Below are 238 nucleotides of genomic sequence, written 5' to 3'. Positions count from 1 at the left end.
CCGCCGGCAAAGCGTCACTGTCGACCACCGGCCAGGCCAATATCAGCTACCCGATCTACGAAGACATGGCCAAGCCGATCGGTGCCAAGGACACCTATTACCAGATGAAGCTGGTGTACACCGGGCCTGCGCGCCGTGCCGGCGAAGCCATGATGCTGCGCGATGCCGCCAACCCGCTGGTGCAGCCACGCAGCGCCTGGCAGTACCTGCCGGGGCAGCGCCGGGTCAAGCTGGCACC

Annotated in this window: 1 protein-coding gene; it reads left to right on the top strand. The window is 66.4% G+C overall.

Annotation, left to right across the window (positions count from 1 at the left end; translation table 11 throughout):
* Positions 1-238: DUF1329 domain-containing protein (locus SB765_RS33445; protein ID WP_410933012.1), on the top strand; the 238-nt coding region annotated here is incomplete at both ends.

Origin of the sequence: Pseudomonas sp. SIMBA_067 (assembly GCF_046534675.1) — a bacterium.
GTDB lineage: Bacteria > Pseudomonadota > Gammaproteobacteria > Pseudomonadales > Pseudomonadaceae > Aquipseudomonas > Aquipseudomonas putida.
Note: the sequence above shows the minus strand (reverse complement) of the source record. Positions and strands in the feature narration are given on the sequence as shown.